Below are 19,867 nucleotides of genomic sequence, written 5' to 3'. Positions count from 1 at the left end.
ACCCCGGGGCCCGCCTTTCCCGTACCTCCACTTCCGGCCCAGGAAGAACGGGCGGCCAAGGGTCGATACCATGGGCGTTCCGGACCCGACCGGGAGAGAACCTGAACCGGGCCGCCCCACACGGGGGAGCCCCGGAGCCCAGGCCCGTACGAGGAGCGCCCTTGCCTGACGAGGCCCAGCCAGTCGCCACCCCGCAGCCGGACAAGGCCGCGGCGGGCGCCACGCCCCCGAAGACCCCGGCCGAGAAGCCCAAGCCGCCGGTGGCCCCGGAGCGCGCCAACGGCCCGGCCCCGGCACCCGCCGTCCGCCCCGCGCCCCCCGCGGGCCCCACGGCCCGCACGGGAGGTTCCTCGAACCGCGTGCGCGCCCGGCTCGCCCGCCTCGGCGTGCAGCGCCAGTCCCCGTACAACCCGGTCCTGGAGCCGCTGCTGCGGATAGTGCGCAGCAACGACCCCAAGATCGAGACGGCGACGCTGCGCACCATCGAGCGCGCCTACCAGGTCGCCGAGCGCTGGCACCGGGGTCAGAAGCGCAAGAGCGGCGACCCGTACATCACGCACCCGCTCGCCGTGACGACGATCCTCGCCGAGCTGGGCATGGACCCGGCGACGCTGATGGCCGGTCTGCTGCACGACACCGTCGAGGACACCGAGTACGGGCTCGACACGCTGCGCCGCGACTTCGGCGACCAGGTCGCCCTGCTGGTCGACGGCGTCACCAAGCTCGACAAGGTCAAGTTCGGCGAGGCCGCGCAGGCCGAGACCGTACGCAAGATGGTCGTGGCGATGGCCAAGGACCCGCGCGTCCTGGTGATCAAGCTCGCCGACCGCCTGCACAACATGCGCACCATGCGCTACCTCAAGCGCGAGAAGCAGGAGAAGAAGGCGCGCGAGACCCTGGAGATCTACGCGCCGCTCGCCCACCGCCTGGGAATGAACACCATCAAGTGGGAGCTGGAGGACCTCGCCTTCGCGATCCTCTACCCCAAGATGTACGACGAGATCGTGCGCCTGGTCGCCGAGCGCGCGCCCAAGCGCGACGAGTACCTGGCCATAGTGACCGACGAGGTGCAGAGCGACCTGCGGGCCGCACGCATCAAGGCGACCGTCACCGGGCGGCCCAAGCACTACTACAGCGTCTACCAGAAGATGATCGTGCGAGGACGGGACTTCGCCGAGATCTACGACCTGGTGGGGATTCGTGTACTTGTCGACACGGTACGGGACTGCTACGCGGCCCTGGGTACCGTGCACGCGCGCTGGAACCCGGTTCCGGGGCGCTTCAAGGACTACATCGCGATGCCCAAGTTCAACATGTACCAGTCGCTGCACACGACGGTCATCGGGCCCAGCGGCAAGCCGGTCGAGCTGCAGATCCGCACGTTCGACATGCACCGCCGTGCCGAGTACGGCATCGCCGCGCACTGGAAGTACAAGCAGGAGGCCGTCGCCGGAGCCTCCAAGGTCCGCACCGACGTGCCCCGGCACAAGGACGACGCCGTCAACGACATGGCGTGGCTGCGGCAGTTGCTGGACTGGCAGAAGGAGACGGAGGACCCCAGCGAGTTCCTGGAGTCGCTGCGCTTCGACCTGTCCCGCAACGAGGTCTTCGTCTTCACCCCCAAGGGCGACGTCATAGCGCTCCCGGCGGGCGCGACCCCGGTCGACTTCTCGTACGCGGTGCACACCGAGGTCGGGCACCGGACGATAGGAGCGCGGGTCAACGGGCGGCTCGTACCGCTCGAATCGACCCTGGACAACGGCGACCTGGTGGAGGTCTTCACCTCCAAGGCGGACGGTGCGGGACCCTCGCGGGACTGGCTCGGCTTCGTCAAGTCGCCGCGGGCGCGCAACAAGATCCGGGCGTGGTTCTCCAAGGAGCGCCGCGACGAGGCGATCGAGCAGGGCAAGGACGCCATCGCGCGTGCCATGCGCAAGCAGAACCTGCCGATCCAGCGGATCCTGACGGGCGATTCGCTGGTCACCCTCGCCCACGAGATGCGCTACCCGGACATCTCGTCCCTGTACGCGGCGATCGGCGAGAGCCATGTCACCGCGCAGTCCGTCGTGCAGAAGCTGGTCCAGTCGCTCGGCGGCGAGGACGCGGCCAACGAGGACATCGCGGAGAGCTCGCCGCCCTCGCACAGCCGCAGCAAGCGCCGGTCCAACGCCGACCCCGGTGTCGTCGTCAAGGGCACGGACGACGTGTGGGTCAAGCTGGCGCGGTGCTGCACGCCCGTCCCCGGCGACCCGATCATCGGCTTCGTGACGCGCGGCAGCGGAGTCTCCGTGCACCGCGCGGACTGCGTGAATGTCGACTCGCTGTCGCAGCAGCCCGAGCGGATCCTCGAAGTCGAGTGGGCGCCCACCCAGTCCTCGGTCTTCCTGGTCGCCATCCAGGTCGAGGCCCTCGACCGGTCCCGGCTGCTCTCGGACGTCACCCGCGTCCTGTCCGACCAGCACGTCAACATCCTGTCGGCGGCCGTCCAGACCTCCCGCGACCGGGTGGCCACCTCCCGCTTCACCTTCGAGATGGGCGACCCCAAGCACCTGGGGCACGTCCTGAAGGCGGTCCGGGGAGTGGAGGGCGTGTACGACGTGTACCGGGTGACGTCGGCGCGACGTCCCTAGTCGGTACGAGGAAGGGGCCCCCGGCGCGATGCCGGGGGCCCCTTCCGCATACCTGGGACGCTGAGGATCAGCCGCCGAACTCCTCCAGGCCCTTCAGCGCCTGGTCGAGCAGGGCCTGACGGCCCTCCAGCTCACGCGCCAGCTTGTCGGCCTTGGCGTTGTTGCCGGCCGAGCGGGCGGCGTCGATCTGCTTCTGGAGCTTCTCGACGGCGTCCTGGAGCTGACCGGTGAGGCCGGCGGCACGGGCACGCGCCTCCGGGTTGGTGCGCCGCCACTCGTTCTCCTCCTGCTCCTGGAGAGCGCGCTCGACGGCCTGCATCCGGCCCTCGACCTTCGGACGGGCGTCGCGCGGCACGTGGCCGATGGCCTCCCAGCGCTCGTTGAGGGCCCGGAACGCGGCGCGCGCGCTCTTCAGGTCCTTCACCGGCACCAGCTTCTCGGCCTCGGCGGCGAGCTCCTCCTTCAGCTTGAGGTTCTCGCCCTGCTCCGCGTCCCGCTCGGCGAAGGTCTCGCCGCGGGCGGCGAAGAAGACGTCCTGGGCGCCGCGGAAGCGGTTCCACAGATCGTCCTCGAACTCGCGCTGGGCGCGGCCCGCCGCCTTCCACTCGGTCATCAGCTCGCGGTAACGCGCCGCCGTGCCGCCCCAGTCGGTCGACTTCGACAGCGACTCGGCCTCGGCGACCAGCTTCTCCTTGGCCTTGCGGGCCTCCTCGCGCTGCGCGTCCAGCGACGCGAAGTGCGCCTTGCGGCGCTTGGAGAACGCCGAGCGGGCGTGCGAGAAGCGGTGCCACAGCTCGTCGTCCGCCTTGCGGTCCAGCCGGGGCAGACCCTTCCAGGTGTCCACCAGGGCCCGCAGCCGCTCGCCCGCCGAACGCCACTGGTCGCTCTGCGCCAGCTCCTCCGCCTCGGTGACCAGCGCCTCCTTCGCGGACTTGGCCTCGTCGGCCTGCTTGGCCTTCTCCGCCTTGCGCTCCTCGCGGCGCGTCTCGACCGTCGAGACGAGTGCGTCCAGGCGCTTGGTCAGCGCCGCCAGGTCGCCCACCGCGTGGTGCTCGTCGACCTGCGTCCGCAGGTGGTCGATCGCGGTCTGGGCGTCCTTCGCCGACAGGTCGGTGGTCTTCACCCGGCGCTCAAGAAGCCCGATCTCGACGACCAGGCCCTCGTACTTGCGCTCGAAGTAGGCCAGAGCCTCCTCGGGAGAGCCCGCCTGCCAGGAACCGACGACCTTCTCACCGTCGGCCGTACGCACGTACACGGTGCCCGTCTCGTCGACACGGCCCCACGGGTCGCTGCTCACAGCGCCTCCTCCACATGATGCCCGCCGAGACTCGTGAGCCCCCGGACATCGTCCACACGTCTTTCAACGTCCACAGTTGATCGCGGGGCGACAGACGCCCTGCACACCGCCAACATAGGCGACGTGCAGGGCGGCTGTCCGCATCCCGCACATCTGGGTTTACCCAGTGGTCTACTTCGTGACGGTCGCCTTGTCGATGACCACCGTGGCGTTCGGGGCCCCGTCGCCCGTCCCGGCCGACTCACCCGCACCAGCGATCTTCTCCAGCACGTCCTGACCCGCCTTGATGGTGCCGAACGGCGTGTAGTTCGGCGGCAGCGGGCTGTCCTTGTAGACCAGGAAGAACTGGCTGCCTCCGGTGTTCGGGCCCGAGTTGGCCATCGCGACCGTGCCCGCCGGGTAGGTGCCGCCCTTGACCTTCGGGTCCTTCAGGTTCTCGTCCGGCAGCTTGTAGCCGGGGGTGCCGGTGCCCGCGGCGGTCGGGTCGCCGCACTGCAGGACGTAGATGCCCTGGGTGGTGAGGCGGTGGCACTTGGTGTGGTCGAAGTAGCCCTTGTTCGCGAGGAAGTTGAAGGAGTTGACCGTGCGCGGGGCGTTCTTCGCGTCCAGGTCGAGAGCGATGTCGCCGCAGGTCGTGGCCAGCTTCATCCGGTACGTCGCCGACTTGTCGACGTCGAGCTTCGGCTCCTTGTCGAAGGAGAGCTTGGCTGTCTGACCCGGGGCGGGCTTCTTGCACGGATCGGGCTTCTTCGTGGGCGTCGGGGGCGGGGCGTCGGCGACGTTGGTCCCGTCCTCCTTGTCCTTGACGGACTTGCCGTCGAAGACGCCCGTGGCGAACGCCGTCGCCGCCGCCGCGACGACCACGGCCACCGCCGCGCCGATCACGGCCGCGCGCCGGCGTGCCCTGCGCTGCTTCTCGGCACGCCGCTGCTGCTGGCGCTCGAACTTCTCCCTGGCGAGCTGCCGCCGCCGCTGATCGCTGCTGACCACCGGGTCTTCTCCTCGTACGTGTCGTCTGGTGCCGGACAGATGTCCGACCGGGCCCGAGCTAGCCCGTACCGTATATGGGTTACCTGTGGGACGAGGAGCGCCGGTAGGCTCTGATCTATTGCACGTGCAATGGACAAAGACTGGCTGGACGACCACGAAGAGGACGATCGTGCTTATTGCCGGGTTCCCCGCCGGGGCCTGGGGGACCAACTGCTACCTGGTCGCCCCCGCCGCAGGCGAGGAGTGCGTCATCATCGACCCCGGCCACCAGGCCACCCAGGGTGTCGAGGAGACGCTGAAGAAGCATCGGCTGAAGCCCGTCGCCGTCGTGCTCACCCACGGCCACATCGACCACGTCGCCTCCGTCGTCCCCGTGTGCGGCGCGAAGAACGTGCCCGCCTGGATCCACCCCGAGGACCGCTTCATGATGAGCGACCCGGAGAAGGCCCTCGGCCGCTCCCTGGGCGCCCAGCTCATGGGCGAGCTGACCGTGGGGGAGCCGGACGACGTCAAGGAGCTGCACGACGGCGCCGAGCTGAAGCTCGCCGGTCTGGACCTGACCGTGTCGCACGCGCCCGGCCATACGAAGGGGTCGGTGACCTTCGGGCTGCCCGAGGCGGCGGACATCCCGCCGATCCTCTTCTCGGGCGACCTTTTGTTCGCCGGCTCCGTCGGACGCACCGACTTTCCCGGCGGCTCCCACGCCGATCTCCTGAAGTCGCTGGCCCGAGTGTGCCTGCCGCTTGAGGACTCGACCGTGGTGCTGTCCGGGCACGGCCCCCAGACGACCATCGGCCAGGAGCGCGCGACCAACCCGTACCTGCGGGGACTGGACGACGCGCCCGCCCCTCGACGAGGAATGTGAAACCCCTCCCGTGAGCACCTTCAAGGCCCCCAAGGGCACGTACGACCTGCTTCCCCCGGACTCCGCGAAGTTCCTCGCTGTGCGCGAGGCCATCGCCGCGCCGCTGAAGAACTCCGGCTACGGCTACATCGAGACCCCCGGCTTCGAGAACGTCGAGCTGTTCGCGCGCGGTGTCGGCGAGTCCACCGACATCGTGACCAAGGAGATGTACACCCTCACCACGAAGGGCGGCGACGAGCTCGCCCTGCGTCCCGAGGGCACCGCCTCCGTGCTGCGCGCCGCCCTGGAGGCCAACCTCCACAAGGTCGGCAACCTGCCCGTCAAGCTCTGGTACTCCGGCTCGTACTACCGCTACGAGCGCCCCCAGAAGGGCCGCTACCGCCACTTCTCGCAGGTCGGAGCCGAGGCCATCGGCGCCGAGGACCCGGCGCTGGACGCCGAGATGATCATCCTGGCGGACCAGGCGTACCGCTCGCTCGGCCTCCAGAACTTCCGCATCCTCCTCAACTCGCTCGGCGACAAGGAGTGCCGCCCCGTCTACCGGGAGGCCCTCCAGTCCTTCCTGCGCGGCCTCGACCTCGACGAGGAGACGATCCGCCGCGCCGAGATCAACCCGCTGCGCGTCCTCGACGACAAGCGCGCCGACGTACAGAAGCAGCTCGTCGGCGCCCCGGTGCTGCGCGACTACCTGTGCGACGCGTGCAAGGCGTACCACGAGGAAGTACGGGCACTGATCACGGCCGCCGGCGTCGCCTTCGAGGACGACGAGAAGCTGGTGCGCGGCCTGGACTACTACACCCGCACCACCTTCGAGTTCGTCCACGACGGTCTCGGCTCGCAGTCCGCGGTGGGTGGCGGCGGCCGTTACGACGGCCTCTCCGAGATGATCGGCGGCCCCGCGCTGCCCTCCGTCGGCTGGGCGCTCGGCGTCGACCGCACGGTCCTCGCGCTGGAGGCCGAGGGCGTCGAGCTCGACATCCCCGCCGCCACCTCGGTGTACGCGGTGCCGCTCGGCGAGGAGGCCCGCCGGGTGCTGTTCGCCAAGGTCGTCGAGCTGCGGAAGGCCGGGGTCGCGACCGACTTCTCCTTCACCGGACGCGGTCTGAAGTCGGCCATGAAGAACGCCCACCGCAGCGGCGCGCGCTACGTCGTGGTCGCCGGTGAGCGCGATCTCGCCGAGGGCCAGGTCCAGATCAAGGACATGGATTCCGGCGAGCAGGAGCCGGTCGCGCTGGACGCGGTCGTCGCGGAGCTCCAGCGCCGCCTGGGCTGATTTTTCGCGGTCGTACGTCGACGGGGGCGCCCGGAATCACCGATTCCGGGCGCCCCCGCCTCGTACCCTCACCCGTCCTGCTTGCTCTTCCACCGGAACGTCAGCAGACACAGCACCAGACCGCCGATCACCCACGCCCCGAGCACCAGCGCGATCCGGTCGTACTCCCACGCCCCCGCGTGCTCCAGCGACGCCGCCGACTCCGGCAGGAACACCCCGCGCAGCCCCTGGCACATCCACTTCAGCGGGAACAAGGACCCGACCGACAGCATCCAGTCGGGCAGCTCCTTGGTCGGGATGTACACCCCGGACATGAACTGGAGCAGCAGGAACGGCAGGATCACCACCGACGACGCACTCTTGCCCGAGGTGGGCAGGCTGCTGACCGCGATGCCCAGCAGGGCGCACCCCGTCAGCCCCAGCACGAAGATCCACACGAAGGTCAGCCACTTGCCCGCCGTCGCCGGGAGATCCACGTCGAACAGGGTGGAGCCTACCGCCAGCAGGATCACCGCCTCCGCGACCCCGGTGGCCAGCACCAGCCAGATCTTCCCCAGGAAGTACGCGGCCGGCGGCATCGGCGTCCCGCGCAGCCGCCGCAGCACCTTCTCGTCGCGCTCGACGGCGATCGAGATGCCCAGCGACTGGAAGCTGACCGACATCAGACCCGAGGCCAGCATCGTCGGCACGTACAGCTGGGAGGCGGTGATGCCGGTGCCCTCCAGGTTGTCGCGGAAGATCGACGCGAACAGGGCCAGGAAGACGATCGGGAACGCGAAGGTGAAGATCACCTGGTCGCGCTGGCGGAAGAACTGCTTGATCTCGACGCCGCCCCGCTGGAGCCCGATCGTCCACACGCCGGGCAGCGGGGGAGTCTCGGCGGACGCGGTCCTCGTCTTCGTGCCGGGGTCCGTGGTCACGGCGCCACCTCCTGTCCGGTGAGGCGCAGGTAGACGTCCTCCAGGGTGGGGCGGGTGATCCGCAGGCCCGGGATCTCCCCGTCGAAGCGGCCCGTCAGCTCGGCGACGGTCCGGGTCGGGGTCCGGGTGCGCTCCGAGCGCGGAGCGCCGTCGGCCTCCTGCCACTCCACCGTCGCGTACGTGCCGTACTCGGCCCGCAACTGGGCCGGGTTGCCCTCCGCGACCACCTTGCCCGCCGCGATCACCGCCAGCCGGTCGGCGAGTGCCTCGGCCTCCTCCAGGTAGTGCGTGGTCAGCACGATCGTCGTGCCCTCCGCCGCCAGCATCCGGATCAGCTCCCAGAACTGGCGCCGTGCTCCCGGGTCGAAACCGGTCGTCGGCTCGTCGAGGAGCAGCAGCTCGGGGCCTCCGATCACACCGAGCGCCACGTCCAGGCGCCGCCGCTGGCCGCCGGACAGGCTCTTGATCCGGGCCTTCGCCTTCGCCTCCAGGCCGACCAGGGCGATCACCGCGTCGGGGTCCCGGGGCTTCGGGTAGTAGCGGGCGAAGTGCGTCACCGTCTCCCGTACGGTCAACTCCGCCGGTGCGGATTCGTCCTGCCAGACGATGCCCACCCGGGCGTGCCAGGCGCGGTCGGCGGTCGCCGGGTCCGCGCCCAGCACCGCCACTTCTCCGTCGTCGCGGCTGCGGTGGCCCTGGAGGATCTCCACCGTGGTGCTCTTGCCGGCCCCGTTCGGCCCGAGCAGGCCGAACACTTCGCCGTACCGGATGCCCAGGTCCAGGCCGTCGACGGCGGTCACGTCGCCGTACCGTTTGTGCAGGCCGCGCACTTCCACTGCGTGTGCTGTCATGGCTTACGAGAATGGGCGCGAATACGCGATTCCGCCCCGCCCTTGCACTGTTCCCGTCCGGGGCCGACCCTGTCCGTACGGGGCTGTTGGTGGGTTGCTGTTCCCGATGGGGCTACGCCCCTCGCCCCCTGCACGGGCTGCGCCCGCGCGTCCTCAAACGCCGGACGGGCTGATATGCCGCCCGAAGGGCAGGCATCTCAGGGGCGCGGCGAACTGCGCGACCAGCCACGACGCACCCGCACGGAACCGTGCAACTGCCCCGCGGGTGTAGGTGAAGGGGCGGGGCTGGGGCGAAACCCGCCCCCCGGCACCGGGTGCCCAGCCGACCGAGCCGCATCGCCCCGCGCTCCAGCGGCAAGCACTGTGCGGCAGAATGAGCGAGCCCAACAAGGCCCAGCAGCGACGGAACGGCGATATGACGACGACAGAGGTTGACGACGTGTCAGAGGGCGCGTCTGCGGACACGGACGAGCGGGACGGCACCGGCCTCATCGGGGCGGGCAAGGGCCTCGCCTGGATGCTGATCATCACCGGAGCGGCCGGCCTGCTCGCCGCCTGGGTGATCACGATCGACAAGTTCAAGCTGCTCGAGGATCCGAGCTTCACCCCCGCGTGCAGCCTCAACCCCGTCGTCGCCTGCGGCAACATCATGAAGAGCGACCAGGCGTCCTTCTTCGGGTTCCCGAACCCGATGCTCGGACTGGTCACGTACGGCATGGTGATCGCGATCGGCGTCGCCCTGCTCGCGGGCGCGCGCTACAAGCGCTGGTACTGGCTCGGGCTCAACGCCGGCACCCTCTTCGGCGTCGTCTTCTGCACGTACCTCCAGTACCAGTCGCTGTACACGATCCGCTCGCTGTGCCTGTGGTGCTGCCTGGCCTGGGTCGCCACCATCTTCATGTTCTGCTACGTGACCACCCACAACCTCAAGCACCGTGTGCTGCCCGCCCCGCGCGCCCTGCGCAACGGGCTGGTCGAGTTCCCCTGGGTCGTGCCGGTGCTGTGGATCGGCGTCATCGGGATCCTGATCCTGACCAACTGGTGGAGCTTCTGGACCAGCTGACCCCCTCGCCCGAGGGCGTTGTCAGTGGGCTGACCTAGGCTTCAGGTTGTGGAGCCCGATCTCTTTACCGCAGCCGCAGAAGAACGCCAGGCGAGCGACCCGTCCAGCAGCCCCCTGGCCGTCCGGATGCGCCCGCGCACCCTCGACGAGGTCTTCGGGCAGAAGCACCTGCTCAAGCCGGGTTCCCCGCTGCGCCGCCTGGTGGGGGAGGGCGGCGGTGGTCCCGCCGGGGCGTCCTCCGTGATCCTGTGGGGGCCGCCCGGCATCGGCAAGACGACCCTGGCGTACGTGGTCAGTCAGGCCACCCAGAAGCGGTTCGTGGAGCTGTCCGCGATCACGGCGGGGGTGAAGGAAGTACGGGCCGTGATCGAGGGCGCCCGTCGGGCCTCCGGGGGGTACGGCAAGGAGACCGTCCTCTTCCTCGACGAGATCCACCGCTTCAGCAAGGCCCAGCAGGACTCCCTGCTGCCCGCCGTGGAGAACCGCTGGGTGACGCTCATCGCGGCGACGACCGAGAATCCGTACTTCTCGATCATCTCGCCGCTGCTGTCCCGGTCTCTGCTCCTCACCCTTGAGTCTCTTACCGACGAGGATCTGCGCGGGCTGCTGCACCGGGCCCTCGCCGAGGAGCGCGGCCTCGGCGGCGCGGTCACTCTGCCCCAGGACGCCGAGGACCACATCCTGCGGATCGCGGGCGGTGATGCCCGGCGCGCCCTGACCGCCCTGGAAGCGGCGGCAGGGGCGGCGATCTCCAAGGGGGAGGAGGAGATCTCCCTGGAGACGGTCGAGGAGGCCGTCAACCGGGCCGCCGTACGGTACGACCGCGACGGCGACCAGCACTACGACGTCGCCAGCGCCCTCATCAAGTCCATCCGGGGGTCCGACGTGGACGCCGCGCTGCACTATCTGGCACGGATGATCGAGGCCGGTGAGGATCCCCGCTTCATCGCCCGGCGGCTCATGATCTCCGCCAGCGAGGACATCGGCCTCGCCGACCCCACCGCCCTGCCGACCGCCGTCGCCGCCGCCCAGGCCGTCGCCATGATCGGCTTCCCCGAGGCCGCCCTCACCCTCAGCCACGCCACCATCGCCCTCGCGCTGGCCCCGAAGTCCAACGCCGCGACCCTCGCCATCCAGGCCGCCCAGGCAGATGTACGGAACGGTCTGGCCGGCGCCGTCCCCCCGCACCTGCGCGACGGGCACTACAAGGGCGCCGCCAAGCTCGGCCACGCCCAGGGGTACGTCTACCCGCACGACGTGCCGGGCGGAATCGCCGCCCAGCAGTACGCCCCGGACGAGGTCAAGGACAAGCGGTACTACACGCCCACCCGCTACGGCGCCGAAGCCCGGTACGCGGACGTGGTGGAGAAGGTGCGGGAGAGGCTCAACGGGAAGGGGTGAGGTTCCACGGGGCGGGGCGTACGCGACGGGCGGGAGTGTGCCCGCGCGACTACGCTCCGGAACATGGCCCGACGAACGGCGGTACTCCTCGTCTGCCTCGCGGCGGCCACCGCCTGCCACCAGGCCGAGACCCCGCCCGAGCGGCCCTCGCCCGTCCCCCTCACCAGCCACGGCTTCCCGCCCGACACCGCGACCGCCCGCCGCGAGCTGGCCGGGCTCACCGTCGCCTGGGGCAAGAACTGGGAGACGTACAAGAGGGCGGAGTTCGGCGAGACCTGGTCGGACGAGACCGACGCCCCCGGCGGGCGCAACGGCTGCGACACCCGCGACGACGTCCTCCACCGGGACCTCACCGTCACCGACCAGGGCGACCCGGACGCCTGCGTGCCCCTGTCCGGCGTCCTCCACGACCCGTACACCGGCAAGGAACTCCCGTACTCCTACCGCCGGGCCTCCCAGATCCAGACCGACCACGTCGTCCCGCTCGGCGCCGCCTGGCGGGCCGGGGCCTGGGCCTGGACGCCGGAGAAGCGGCTGACGTACGCCAACGACCTGGACGTACTCCTCGCGGTCGACAAGCAGGCGAACTACGACAAGAGCAGCAAGACCCCCGACAAGTGGAAGCCCCGGCGTGAATACTGGTGCGAGTACGCGCGCCGCTGGACCGGCATCAAAGCCAAGTACGCGCTGACCGTGACCCCGCCCGAGAAGGGCGCGCTCTTCGAGATGCTGGGGACCTGCGGCTGACGGGCGGCCCGGTCCGCACCATCGCGCCCGACCCCGTACAATCGACCGAAGCGCTGCGTCCCGTGTCCGGTCTCGTACCGGCATCACCAGAACGGGACATGCAGCCGGAGCCCCTTTCGAGGGTGTTCCAGGAGCGTCGCGCACCGTTGAAGGTGTCGCGGGCAGCCCATCATCCCCGGGATTCCCGAAGGATCGGTGGGCCACTCGCGTGCTGCACATAGTGCCCAGACCAGGGAGCGGCTGCCCGTCCGGCGACGGAGGGGTTTCCCAGGCTGCGGATGCGACCTCCCTTAACCCTGGTGAAGCCGTTATCCACACAGATAGAGAGGTTGGTTCGTGCCGAACCAGTCCCGCCCCAAGGTCAAGAAGAGCCGCGCGCTCGGCATTGCGCTGACGCCGAAGGCCGTCAAGTACTTCGAGTCGCGCCCCTACCCGCCGGGCGAGCACGGCCGTGGCCGCAAGCAGAACTCGGACTACAAGGTCCGTCTGCTCGAGAAGCAGCGTCTGCGCGCCCAGTACGACATCAGCGAGCGCCAGATGGCGCGCGCCTACGACCGCGCCAAGAAGGCCGAAGGCAAGACGGGCGAGGCGCTGGTCGTCGAGCTCGAGCGTCGCCTCGACGCCCTGGTCCTGCGTTCGGGCATCGCCCGCACCATCTACCAGGCCCGCCAGATGGTCGTCCACGGCCACATCGAGGTCAACGGTGGCAAGGTCGACAAGCCGTCGTTCCGTGTCCGTCCCGACGACGTCGTGATGGTCCGCGAGCGCAGCCGCGAGAAGGTCCCCTTCCAGGTCGCCCGCGAGGGTGGCTACGCCCCGGAGGGTGAGACCCCGCGCTACCTCCAGGTCAACCTGAAGGCCCTGGCCTTCCGCCTGGACCGCGACCCGAACCGCAAGGAAATCCCGGTCATCTGCGACGAGCAGCTGGTCGTCGAGTACTACGCCCGCTGATTCGGCGTAGCACTTACGCACGTGCGTGCACTGCCCGTCGTCTTCCCGCTCCCTCACCGGAGCGGGGAGCGGCGGGTTTGCGCGTTGTGGGGCCGCCCCGGCGGGGCGTGCGATATCCGGTACGGAGCGCTTGCCCCGGCGCGATAGGCTCGCGGAACGACTTTTCGTCCCGCAAACATCTTGATCACAAGGGAGCGCATCGTGTCCGGTGGAGAGGTGGCCGGCATCCTGGTGGCCGTCTTCTGGGCGATCCTCGTCTCCTTCCTGGCCCTGGTGCTGGTGAGGCTGGCGCAGACGCTCAAGGCGACGACCCGCATGGTGGCCGACGTGACGGACCAGGCGGTTCCGCTGCTGGCCGACGCCTCCGCGACCGTCCGCTCCGCGCAGACGCAGCTCGACCGGGTCGACGCGATCGCCTCCGACGTCCAGGAAGTCACCTCGAACGCCTCGGCGCTCTCCACCACCGTCGCCTCCACCTTCGGCGGCCCCCTGGTCAAGGTCGCCGCCTTCGGGTACGGCGTGCGCCGGGCGATCGGCCGCCGCAAGTCGCCGGAGCCGCCGGCTCCGGAACGCACCGTGATCGTCGGCCGGACTCTGCCCGCAGCGCGCCGCCGCAAGCAAGGGTCCCGCGGAAACAAGAACTGAGGCTGCGATGTTCCGCCGTACATTCTGGTTCACCGCAGGCGCCGCAGCCGGCGTGTGGGCCACCCAGAAGGTCAACCGCAAGATCAAGGCGCTGAGCCCCGAGAGCCTCGCCGCGCAGGCCGCCGACAAGGCGGTCGAAGCGGGCCACAGGCTCAAGGACTTCGCGCTCGACGTCCGGGCCGGAATGGTCCAGCGCGAGGCCGAACTGGGCGACGCGCTCGGCCTCGACGCGGCGCCCGACAACGTACGAGAGCTTCCCCCGCAGCGGTACGCCGTTGCCCTCGACAACCCCAGAACCCCGTACACCAACGGGACTTCGTACAACCGGAATGAGGACCACTGATGGAGTCGGCAGAAATTCGTCGCCGCTGGCTGAGCTTCTTCGAGGAGCGCGGTCACACCGTTGTCCCTTCGGCGTCGCTCATCGCGGACGACCCGACTCTGCTCCTGGTCCCGGCGGGCATGGTGCCCTTCAAGCCGTACTTCCTGGGTGAGGTCAAGGCCCCCTGGCAGCGCGCCACCAGCGTCCAGAAGTGCGTCCGCACCCCGGACATCGAAGAGGTCGGCAAGACCACCCGGCACGGCACGTTCTTCCAGATGTGCGGCAACTTCTCCTTCGGGGACTACTTCAAGGAAGGGGCCATCCGCTTCGCCTGGGAGATCCTGACGAAGTCCGTCGACGACGGCGGTTACGGCCTCGACCCCGAGCGCCTGTGGATCACCGTCTACCTCGACGACGACGAGGCCGAGGAGATCTGGCGCGAGAAGATCGGTGTCCCCGCCGAGCGCATCCAGCGCCTGGGCAAGAAGGACAACTACTGGTCGATGGGCGTCCCCGGACCCTGCGGACCCTGCTCGGAGATCAACTACGACCGCGGTCCCGAGTTCGGCGTCGAGGGCGGCCCGGCCGTCAACGACGAGCGCTACGTGGAGATCTGGAACCTGGTCTTCATGCAGTACGAGCGCGGCGCCGGCATCGGCAAGGAGGACTTCGAGATCCTCGGCGAGCTGCCGTCCAAGAACATCGACACGGGTCTGGGTCTTGAGCGTCTCGCCATGATCCTCCAGGGCGTACAGAACATGTACGAGACCGACACCCTGCGCGTCGTCATGGACACCGCCACCGAGCTGACCGGCGTCCGCTACGGCGCCGCCCCCGCCAGCGACGTCTCGATGCGCGTGGTCGCCGACCACATGCGCACCTCCGTCATGCTCATCGGCGACGGCGTCACCCCCGGCAACGAGGGCCGCGGCTATGTGCTGCGCCGCATCATGCGCCGCGCCATCCGCAACATGCGCCTCATGGGTGCCACCGGAGCCGTCGTCCAGGAACTGGTCACCACGGTCATCGACACCATGGGCCAGCAGTACCCGGAGCTCATCACCGACCGCCAGCGCATCCTGGGCGTCGCCCTCGCCGAAGAGGCCGCCTTCCTCAAGGCCCTCAAGGGCGGCACCAACATCCTGGACACCGCCGTCACCGAGACCAAGGCCGCCGGCGGCAGCGTCCTCTCCGGCGACAAGGCGTTCCTGCTCCACGACACCTGGGGCTTCCCGATCGACCTCACCCTCGAAATGGCCTCCGAGCAGGGCCTTTCGGTGGACGAGGAGGGCTTCCGCCGCCTCATGAAGGAGCAGCGGGACCGCGCCAAGGCCGACGCCCAGGCCAAGAAGCACGGCCACGCCGACATGTCCGGCTACCGCGAGATCGCGGACGCCTCCGGCGAGACCGACTTCATCGGCTACACCTCCACCTCCGGCGAGTCCCGCGTGGTCGGCATCCTGGTGGACGGCGTGCCCTCGCCGGTCGCCACCGAGGGCGACGACGTCGAGATCGTCCTGGACCGCACCCCCTTCTACGCCGAGGGCGGCGGCCAGATCGGCGACACCGGCCGCATCAAGCTGGACAGCGGCGCCATCGTCGAGGTCCGCGACTGCCAGAAGCCCGTCCCGGGTGTGTACGTCCACAAGGGCGTCGTCCAGGTCGGCGAGGTCACCGTCGGAGCCCAGGCCCAGGCGATCATCGACGTGCACCGTCGCAACGCCATCGCCCGCGCCCACTCCGCCACGCACCTCACCCACCAGGCGCTGCGCGACGCGCTGGGTCCGACGGCCGCCCAGGCCGGTTCCGAGAACCAGCCCGGCCGCTTCCGCTTCGACTTCGGCTCCCCGGCCGCGGTGCCCGGCAACGTACTCATCGACGTCGAGCAGCGCATCAACGAGGTCCTCTCGCACGAGATGGACGTCCACGCCGAGGTCATGTCGATCGACGAGGCCAAGAAGCAGGGCGCCATCGCCGAGTTCGGCGAGAAGTACGGCGAGCGGGTGCGCGTCGTCACCATCGGCGACTTCTCCAAGGAGCTGTGCGGCGGCACGCACGTCCACAACACCGCCCAGCTCGGTCTGGTGAAGCTGCTCGGCGAGTCGTCCATCGGCTCGGGCGTGCGCCGCATCGAGGCCCTGGTCGGCGTGGACGCGTACAAGTTCCTGGCCCGTGAGCACACGGTCGTCGCCCAGCTCCAGGAGCTGGTCAAGGGCCGTCCCGAGGAGCTCCCGGAGAAGATCTCCTCCATGCTCGGCAAGCTGAAGGACGCCGAGAAGGAGATCGAGAAGTTCCGCGCGGAGAAGGTCCTGCAGGCCGCCGCCGGACTCGTCGCCGGAGCCAAGGACGTCAAGGGCGTCGCCCTGGTCACCGGCCAGGTGCCCGACGGCACCTCCGCCGACGACCTGCGCAAGCTCGTCCTCGACGTGCGCGGCCGCATCCAGGGCGACCGGGCCGCCGTCGTGGCCCTGTTCACCACGGCCAACGGCCGCCCGCTGACCGTCATCGCCACCAATGAGACGGCCCGTCAGCGCGGCCTGAAGGCAGGCGACTTGGTGCGCACCGCCGCCAAGACCCTCGGCGGGGGCGGCGGCGGCAAGCCGGACGTCGCCCAGGGCGGCGGCCAGAGCGTCGAGGCCATCGGCGACGCCATCGACGCCGTCGAGCGCATGGTCGGGGAAACGGCCTGATGCGGCGCGGACGCCGTCTCGCGATCGACGTCGGGGACGCCCGGATCGGGGTCGCCTCGTGCGACCCCGACGGGGTCCTCGCCACCCCGGTGGAGACCGTGCCGGGACGTGACGTCCCGGCCGCCCACCGGCGGCTGCGCCAACTGGTCGAGGAGTACGAACCCCTCGAAGTCGTCGTCGGACTCCCTCGCTCCCTCAACGGGGGCGAGGGCCCGGCCGCGGCCAAGGTCAGGAAGTTCGCCCAGGAGCTCGCCAAGGGCATTGCCCCGATCGGCGTACGGCTGGTCGACGAGAGGATGACCACGGTGACGGCCACTCAGGGGCTGCGCGCTTCGGGCGTGAAGTCCAAAAAGGGGCGGTCCGTCATCGACCAGGCCGCCGCGATCGTCATTCTTCAGAACGCCCTGGAGTCCGAACGGGTGTCGGGAGAGCTTCCCGGCGAAGGCGTCGAAGTGGTTGTCTGATCGCGATACGGTAACGTTCCGCGCCGTGGCGGCGTTCGAACAGCTGCCGCACAGGAATTGAGGCGGGACGGATGCCGTGCCCCACGCGCGCCACACCCGCCGCCTCGCGGCTCTAGGGGACCGATGACTGAGTATGGCCGGGGCCAAGGCTCCGAACCGTGGCACCCTCAGGACCCGCTGTACGGGGACCAGGGTGACCAGGGTTGGGGCGGACAGCAGGCCGGAAACGGCTCGGTCCCCTACGACCCGACGTACGGCGGCCAGCAGCAGTACCCGCAGCAGCAGGGTCAGCCCCAGCAGCCGTACTACGACAGCGGCCAGTACCAGCAGGTCCCCAACGGGCAGTACGGCCAGGGCCACGACAGCGGTCAGTACCCCCAGGCCCAGCAGCAGTACGGCCAGGGGCACGACAGCGGCCAGTACCCGCAGGCCCCGTACGACAGCGGGCAGTACGCGCAGGCCCAGCAGGGCGGCCAGTACCCGCAGCAGCAACAGGGGTACGGCCAGCAGCAGGGCGACTGGGACACCGGTCAGGGCCAGGCCGTTCCGTACGGGATGAACGCGGCCGACCCCTACAGCGGCCAGCAGCCCGGCTACGGCGGCGAGAACCAGGACTACTACGGCACCCCCGACGCCTACCCGCCGCCGCAGCCCCCTGCCCAGCGGAGGGCGGCCCCCGAGCCCGAGACCGACTGGGACGCGGACGCCCCCGTGAAGGAGGAGCACCCCTTCTTCACCGGCACCGACGACACCCGGGCCGGCCGCGGCGGTGGTGGCGGTGACGACGACGAGTACGACGACGAGCCCGCCTCGCGCCGGGGCAAGGGCGGCGGCAAGGGCAAGAAGAAGGGCCGCAACGGCGTCGCGTGCCTGGTGGTTTCGGTGGTCATCCTCGGGGGACTCGGTGGGGTTGCCTACGTCGGATACGACTTCTGGAAGGCGCGTTTCGGACCGGCCGAGGACTTCGACGGCGAGGGCTCCGGGCAGGTCGAGCTGGAGATCAAGGACGACGCGGGGATCAACGAGATCGGCAACGCGCTGAAGAAGGCGGGCGTCGTCAAGAGCGTCGACGCCTTCACGGCCGCGGCGGAGAAGAACCCCAAGGGGCGGACGCTCCAGCCCGGTTCGTACATCCTGCGCAAGGGGATGTCGGCGGCCAGCGCCGTCGAGCTGATGCTCGACCCGAAGAGCCGCAACAACTACGTCCTCACCCCCGGCACCCGGAACGTCGCTGTCTACGCCCAGATCGACAAGCGGCTCGGACTCAAGCCGGGCACCACGAAGGATGTCGCCAAGGCCCAGGCCGACAGCCTCGGCCTGCCGGCCTGGGTGCCCAAGGACCCGGAGATCAAGGACAGGCTGGAAGGGTTCCTGCAGCCCGCCACCTACTCGATGCCGAAGGGGACGAAGCCCGAGGCGATCCTCAAGAGGATGGTCTCGAAGGCCACCTCCTACTACGAGGCGCAGAACATCACCGAAGAGGCGTCGAAGCTGAAGCTCAAGCCCTTCGAGCTGCTCATCGGGGCGAGCCTCGTCGAGGCCGAGGGCAAGACGCACGACGACTACCGCAAGATCGCCGAGGTCATCTACAACCGGCGCAAGTACAACGCCCAGACCGTGGGGATGCTCCAGTTCGACTCGACCTACAACTACGCCAAGGGCCAGAGCAACATCAACATCGGCGAAGACGCGGTCAAGAAGGACAAGGACCCCTACAACACCTACACCCACCCCGGTCTGCCGCCCGGCCCCATCAACAATCCCAGCAACGACGCCCTCGCCGCGGCGGCGAACCCGACGAACGACGGCTGGCTCTACTTCGTGGCGACCGACGGCAAGAGCAAGACCGAGTTCGCCAAGACGCACGCCGAGTTCCTCAAGCTGAAGGACAAGTTCAATGAGAGCCAGAAGGGCCGCTGACGCACGGCGGGCCGCCGTCCTCGGCAAGCCCATCGCCCACTCCCTGTCCCCGGTCCTGCACCGCGCCGCCTACGCGGAGCTGGGGCTGGAGGGCTGGTCGTACGACCGCTTCGAGGTGGACGAAGCCCAACTCCCCGCATTCGTACGGGAGTTGAACCAGGAGTGGGCCGGGCTCTCACTGACCATGCCGCTCAAGCGGGCGATCATGCCGCTGCTCGACGAGGTCAGCGAGACGGCGGCCTCCGTGGAGGCGGTCAACACCGTCGTCCTCACCGAGGACGGGCGCAGGCTCGGCGACAACACCGACATCCCCGGCATGATCGCCGCCCTGCGTGAGCGCGGGGTGGAGAAGGTCGACTCCGCCGCGATCCTCGGCGCCGGGGCCACCGCCTCCTCGGCGCTGGCCGCACTGCGCCGGATATGCACCGGACCGGTCACCGCGTACGTACGCAGTGAAGCGCGCGCGGCCGAGATGCGGACCTGGGGCGAGCGGCTGGAAGTCGACGTCCGCACCGCCGACTGGAACGACGCCCGCGAGGCCTTCGCCGCGCCCCTGGTGATCGCGACCACCCCGGCCGGAACCACGGACGCGCTGGCCACGGACGTGCCGCAGTCCGCCGGGACGCTCTTCGACGTGCTGTACGAGCCGTGGCCGACCCCCCTCGCGAGCGCCTGGTCGGCGCGCGGGGGAGCGGTGGTCGGCGGGCTGGATCTGCTCGTTCACCAGGCGGTGCTCCAGGTCGAGCAGATGACGGGTGCACCCGTCGCGCCGCTCGCCGCGATGCGGGCCGCCGGCGAGCGGGCACTGTCGATGCGTTGATCTTCCGGTCCGAGTGCT

At 69.8% G+C, this 19,867-nt stretch carries 17 protein-coding genes; 13 read left to right on the top strand and 4 right to left on the bottom strand.

The genetic code is table 11. The features are described from left to right. Positions 1 to 161: 161 nt before the first annotated feature. Positions 162 to 2,630: a RelA/SpoT family protein gene (locus tag IE269_RS35300; protein ID WP_189827371.1), complete on the top strand. Its 2,469-nt coding sequence runs from the start codon at positions 162 to 164 to the stop codon at positions 2,628 to 2,630. Positions 2,631 to 2,697: 67 nt separating this feature from the next. On the opposite strand, the gene IE269_RS35295 is transcribed toward IE269_RS35300, so the two are convergent. After that, positions 2,698 to 3,927 (bottom strand): DUF349 domain-containing protein, encoded by a 1,230-nt coding sequence (locus IE269_RS35295; RefSeq protein WP_189827370.1) that lies wholly within the window; start codon positions 3,925 to 3,927, stop codon positions 2,698 to 2,700. Between the two features lie 171 nt (positions 3,928 to 4,098). Then, on the bottom strand, positions 4,099 to 4,917 hold the full coding sequence (locus tag IE269_RS35290) for a peptidylprolyl isomerase (RefSeq protein WP_189827369.1): 819 nt from the start codon (positions 4,915 to 4,917) through the stop codon (positions 4,099 to 4,101). 169 nt (positions 4,918 to 5,086) lie between these two features. Here IE269_RS35290 and IE269_RS35285 point away from each other — a divergent pair, with 169 nt between their 5' ends. Together IE269_RS35285 and hisS are read left to right on the top strand one after the other, a co-directional pair. Beyond that, entirely contained in the window at positions 5,087 to 5,782 is a 696-nt protein-coding gene (locus IE269_RS35285; protein ID WP_189827368.1) for an MBL fold metallo-hydrolase, read from the top strand. Positions 5,783 to 5,792: 10 nt separating this feature from the next. Further along, positions 5,793 to 7,055, top strand: a complete 1,263-nt coding sequence (hisS, locus tag IE269_RS35280; protein WP_189827367.1) for a histidine--tRNA ligase — start codon at positions 5,793 to 5,795, stop codon at positions 7,053 to 7,055. A gap of 68 nt (positions 7,056 to 7,123) precedes the next feature. Here the strand turns inward: hisS and IE269_RS35275 are convergent, their stop codons facing one another. Together IE269_RS35275 and IE269_RS35270 are read right to left on the bottom strand one after the other, a co-directional pair. Continuing rightward, positions 7,124 to 7,975: an ABC transporter permease gene (locus tag IE269_RS35275; protein WP_189827366.1), complete on the bottom strand. Its 852-nt coding sequence runs from the start codon at positions 7,973 to 7,975 to the stop codon at positions 7,124 to 7,126. Further along, positions 7,972 to 8,826 carry an ABC transporter ATP-binding protein gene (locus tag IE269_RS35270; RefSeq protein ID WP_189827365.1) on the bottom strand — a complete coding sequence of 285 codons (855 nt, stop codon included), beginning with the start codon at positions 8,824 to 8,826 and terminating at the stop codon, positions 7,972 to 7,974. Before IE269_RS35270 ends, IE269_RS35275 begins: the two co-directional genes overlap by 4 nt. Before the next feature lie 415 nt (positions 8,827 to 9,241). Between IE269_RS35270 and IE269_RS35265 the strand changes: the two genes are divergently transcribed. From IE269_RS35265 to IE269_RS35220, 10 genes are all read left to right on the top strand, one after another. Next, on the top strand, positions 9,242 to 9,889 hold the full coding sequence (locus IE269_RS35265; protein ID WP_189827478.1) for a vitamin K epoxide reductase family protein: 648 nt from the start codon (positions 9,242 to 9,244) through the stop codon (positions 9,887 to 9,889). A 48-nt stretch (positions 9,890 to 9,937) separates the two neighbouring features. Further along, complete coding sequence (locus tag IE269_RS35260; protein ID WP_189827364.1) at positions 9,938 to 11,290, top strand: replication-associated recombination protein A; 1,353 nt, start codon at positions 9,938 to 9,940, stop codon at positions 11,288 to 11,290. Between the two features lie 63 nt (positions 11,291 to 11,353). Continuing rightward, positions 11,354 to 12,037, top strand: coding sequence for an HNH endonuclease family protein (locus IE269_RS35255; protein WP_189827363.1), 684 nt, complete (start codon positions 11,354 to 11,356; stop codon positions 12,035 to 12,037). Positions 12,038 to 12,373: 336 nt separating this feature from the next. Next, on the top strand, positions 12,374 to 12,988 hold the full coding sequence (gene rpsD / locus IE269_RS35250) for a 30S ribosomal protein S4 (RefSeq protein ID WP_189827362.1): 615 nt from the start codon (positions 12,374 to 12,376) through the stop codon (positions 12,986 to 12,988). Between the two features lie 201 nt (positions 12,989 to 13,189). Continuing rightward, positions 13,190 to 13,633 (top strand): DUF948 domain-containing protein, encoded by a 444-nt coding sequence (locus tag IE269_RS35245; protein ID WP_189827361.1) that lies wholly within the window; start codon positions 13,190 to 13,192, stop codon positions 13,631 to 13,633. 7 nt (positions 13,634 to 13,640) lie between these two features. Further along, the gene (locus IE269_RS35240; RefSeq protein WP_189827360.1) at positions 13,641 to 13,976 is read left to right on the top strand and encodes a DUF6167 family protein; all 336 of its coding nucleotides are present in this window, start codon (positions 13,641 to 13,643) and stop codon (positions 13,974 to 13,976) included. Continuing rightward, a complete protein-coding gene (gene alaS / locus IE269_RS35235) occupies positions 13,976 to 16,645 on the top strand; it encodes an alanine--tRNA ligase (RefSeq protein ID WP_189827359.1) in 2,670 nt (889 codons plus the stop codon). Before IE269_RS35240 ends, alaS begins: the two co-directional genes overlap by 1 nt. Next, a complete protein-coding gene (ruvX, locus tag IE269_RS35230) occupies positions 16,645 to 17,109 on the top strand; it encodes a Holliday junction resolvase RuvX (protein ID WP_189827358.1) in 465 nt (154 codons plus the stop codon). The genes alaS and ruvX overlap by 1 nt, the downstream gene beginning before the upstream one ends. Positions 17,110 to 17,232: 123 nt before the next feature. Further along, a complete protein-coding gene (mltG, locus tag IE269_RS35225) occupies positions 17,233 to 19,029 on the top strand; it encodes an endolytic transglycosylase MltG (RefSeq protein WP_189827357.1) in 1,797 nt (598 codons plus the stop codon). Continuing rightward, on the top strand, positions 19,007 to 19,849 hold the full coding sequence (locus IE269_RS35220) for a shikimate dehydrogenase (RefSeq protein ID WP_189827356.1): 843 nt from the start codon (positions 19,007 to 19,009) through the stop codon (positions 19,847 to 19,849). The genes mltG and IE269_RS35220 overlap by 23 nt, the downstream gene beginning before the upstream one ends. The last annotated feature ends 18 nt before the right edge of the window (positions 19,850 to 19,867 follow it).

The sequence above is a fragment of the Streptomyces spiroverticillatus genome, assembly GCA_014650415.1.
GTDB lineage: Bacteria > Actinomycetota > Actinomycetes > Streptomycetales > Streptomycetaceae > Streptomyces > Streptomyces spiroverticillatus.
Note: the sequence above shows the minus strand (reverse complement) of the source record. Positions and strands in the feature narration are given on the sequence as shown.